The 3,134-nt window shown below is 38.9% G+C and carries 3 protein-coding genes and 2 pseudogenes; 3 read left to right on the top strand and 2 right to left on the bottom strand.

What is annotated here, in order from left to right; all coding sequences use genetic code 11:
- Positions 1 to 183, top strand: a 183-nt coding sequence (locus DCC82_RS18915; protein ID WP_483299672.1) for a hypothetical protein, incomplete at its 5' end; no start/stop codon positions are given.
- Here DCC82_RS18915 and DCC82_RS18910 read toward each other — a convergent pair.
- A pseudogene (locus DCC82_RS18910) lies at positions 176 to 256 on the bottom strand (molybdate ABC transporter permease subunit); the annotation flags it as partial. The gene DCC82_RS18915 and the pseudogene DCC82_RS18910 sit on opposite strands and share 8 nt — an antisense overlap.
- Before the next feature lie 610 nt (positions 257 to 866).
- Positions 867 to 1,349 carry a GyrI-like domain-containing protein gene (locus tag DCC82_RS16720; RefSeq protein WP_097354402.1) on the bottom strand — a complete coding sequence of 161 codons (483 nt, stop codon included), beginning with the start codon at positions 1,347 to 1,349 and terminating at the stop codon, positions 867 to 869.
- A 31-nt stretch (positions 1,350 to 1,380) separates the two neighbouring features.
- Between DCC82_RS16720 and DCC82_RS16715 the strand changes: the two are divergent.
- A pseudogene (locus DCC82_RS16715) lies at positions 1,381 to 2,601 on the top strand (arsenic transporter); the annotation flags it as partial.
- Positions 2,602 to 2,794: 193 nt separating this feature from the next.
- On the top strand, positions 2,795 to 3,079 hold the full coding sequence (locus tag DCC82_RS16710; RefSeq protein WP_233253076.1) for a hypothetical protein: 285 nt from the start codon (positions 2,795 to 2,797) through the stop codon (positions 3,077 to 3,079).
- Positions 3,080 to 3,134 lie beyond the last annotated feature (55 nt).

The raw sequence follows: 3,134 nt of genomic DNA, 5'->3' as shown, positions 1-3,134 counted from the left end.
CAAATCGCGAAGCGGACGGTTCCACTGGTCGGCAATCACCGATTGACCTTTTCCCATACCGCCTCCTCCTTTCATTCAATTGGACTTAAAGATTCTCGCACATATAAGAAAAACAACGACATCATCATCATGGTCACCCATGCCCGCGCTAAATTCATTTCTCTCAATTCTATTGACACATAATGGCTGTCGAAATCGTTTGTGTCTTTCCTGGAATATTTCCCGCAAACATCAATGTAGCGCCGAATTCGTCAAGCTGAGGGAAAATGCAATATGATCGACGCATGAAACCTCGATAACCAAAATTCAATCGGTTAAAAATCTCTTTCAACAAAACTATGACATTTTCCTGTTTGCTATAGAAAATAAGAGATAATGTTACGACGTTACTCACATTGTAACCCATGATGATGTTGCAAAACTAGTGTAAAAAATCGAAGTTATTATATGGATGCAACATTATCACTGAAATCCGCACCATCTTGGCTGTTTCAGTTCGTCACTCTTTAATGACCCTGTTAAAAATAAATGTTGATTTTCGCGCCGTTCAGTTCCTTAAGGAGAAAAAGAAGTGAAACTGAGAAGAAGATCTTCGTATCATTGATCGCCAATTCGCAAAAGGGAAGGTGAGTCATGCGGTTTTTATAACCTTATAACAGCTGATGCAAGTAAGATGAAAGTGATGAAAACAACTTCTTTCATTTTATTAAAACTTATTAAAACTCCTTCCTTTGTTTGAAAAGGAAGGAATTTTTATGAAAAGACGTGTAGAAGGGCGCGGCATGAAGTGGAGCATACGAAGTATCAAGTGATTAGCTGACAGATTATGGAATCCTGATGACTTATAACTTTTCATATGTTCCTGTTTATTTTACTGGTATCCAGATTTCGGAATAAAAATCAGGGCTCAAGGGATTTTCGTCTGTATATACTTCTAATGCTGGTGTGCCTGCATGCTCATAACTACTGGATGGAAGCCATTCTGAAAAAATTTGGTTCCATGCCTTCTGCATAGCATCTGGCATTGGCCCATGAACTTCAAATACAACCCATTTAGATGCGGGCACTTCAAATTTCAATAATCCGTTGGGGGTGTCACCATCATATTCTGTGGCTACCCAATAATCCATTACTTGCTTCGACTGTGTACCGCTATTAGTGACACATACCCCCAGCACACCTTTAATTTGACCATTGTTCAACTTCCATAATAAATCGACTGTTCCATCCTCATTAACTTCATCCCACAGTTTTGGAATACCTACAAGATTCTCCCCATTAACTAATGAAAATTCTCGCTTGATTCCTACTACTTGAAAACTATCTCTTTCAATAACTTTGTATTTCATTGGTTCTGCTCCTTTAAGGATGTTTTTTTCATCAGGCAGTGATATTTTGGATATTATCCATAAAATCGCCGGCGCCTCGATTACCATTATCGCAACGATTGTCATGGCCGTCATATTAGAAAGTTTCGGTTTTTTCCACTGGGCAGCGGCACGGCTTGCCAGTTTGGCCAAGGGTTCGGGCTATCGTCTATATTGGTACATTCAGCTGTTATGTTTTTTGATGACCCTTTTATTCAATAACGATGGCAGCATCCTGATTACGACCCCGATTTTAATTTTACTCCTAAAAAACCTCCGGCTAAAACCGCGTGAGCAGATCCCGTATCTCTTAAGCGGCGCGCTGATCGCAACAGCTTCCAGCGCGCCGATTGGAGTAAGCAATATCGTTAATCTAATCGCATTGAAAATTGTGGATATGACGCTTTATATGCACACGGCCATGATGTTTGTGCCGGCAACGTTAGGGTTGTTGTTTATGTCTTGTCTGATGTACGTAGTAGTAAAGAATAAATTGCCAAAAACATTGCCAAATTTCTCCGATGATATAGAGGGAATCTTTTTTACTAAACATTTTCATCCATTGAAGAACACCATTTCCGTGGAAACGAAACGCAAACGCACCCAATTTATGTTGAAGGTCTTGCTGTTTGTCTTTGTGGTTCGTTGCCTGCTCTTTGTCGCTTCTTATTTCTCTATTCCCATTGAAATCGTTGCGGTGCTTGGATCATTCATCCTGCTGGTGTGGAGATGGTATCATTTGCGCACCAATTCCGTTGACATCTTGAAAAAGACTCCTTGGCACATTCTTATTTTTGCCTTCTCTATGTATGTCATTATTTACGGGCTCCATAACGCGGGGCTGACAGCGATGCTGGTGAAAATATGTGAACCGATTGTAAACCAGGGATTGTTCTACGCGAGCTTTATCATGGGGGGATTAGTGTCCGTTCTATCCAACTTCTTTAATAATCACCCCGCTTTAATGATCGGAACCATCACCTTGACGGAAATGGGATTGGATTCTATTACATTAAAGACGATCTATCTCGCCAACATTATTGGCAGTGACATGGGATCGTTGTTATTGCCGATTGGAACGCTTGCCTCCCTGATTTGGATGCACATCCTAAAACAAAATAAGATAAAAGTAACATGGAAAGATTATTTAAGCGTCTCGTTGATTGTCATACCATTCACAACCGTTGTCACATTGTTTTTACTATTCTATTGGGTGCAAATGGTTTTCGCCTAATGAAAACTAAATACCATATTCACGTTTACAAGTACAATCGGAGAAAGCCCATGCAGGGTGTAGCCCGTCTTTAGACATGGGACAGCTCTGAGGAGTAAAAATTCTTCGAGATAAATTGAACTTCTAGCCCCCAAATTTTGATAAATATGCGATAATTTATCTGGATTTATCAAGATTTAAGGGGGATTTGTGAATGTTAACAAGGAAAGAAAAAAGAGAAAGAGAAAAAAACCAAAATTTTTTCTTCGATTTCGTTAAGATTCAAAATCATTTCTTTAAAGACTTGGTAGATCAACTAAAAAAAGTAAAAGATAAAAGGCATCAAAGCTACATTACCTATGGTCCAGAAACAATCCTTTACACCATTCTTCTTAAAAGTGTATTTGGAATCAAATCAATGAGAAGTATGACCGAATTGTTTAATAAGGATGAATGTATCGAAAATATTCGAGTAGTTTTGGGTAGCTCTGAGGAGTAAAAATTCTTCGAGATAAATTGAACTTCTAGCCCCCAAATTTTGATAAATATGCGAT

The sequence above is a fragment of the Geobacillus sp. LYN3 genome (genome assembly GCF_003064505.1).
GTDB lineage: Bacteria > Bacillota > Bacilli > Bacillales > Anoxybacillaceae > Parageobacillus_B > Parageobacillus_B toebii.
This window is presented reverse-complemented; position numbering and strand designations above follow the sequence as displayed.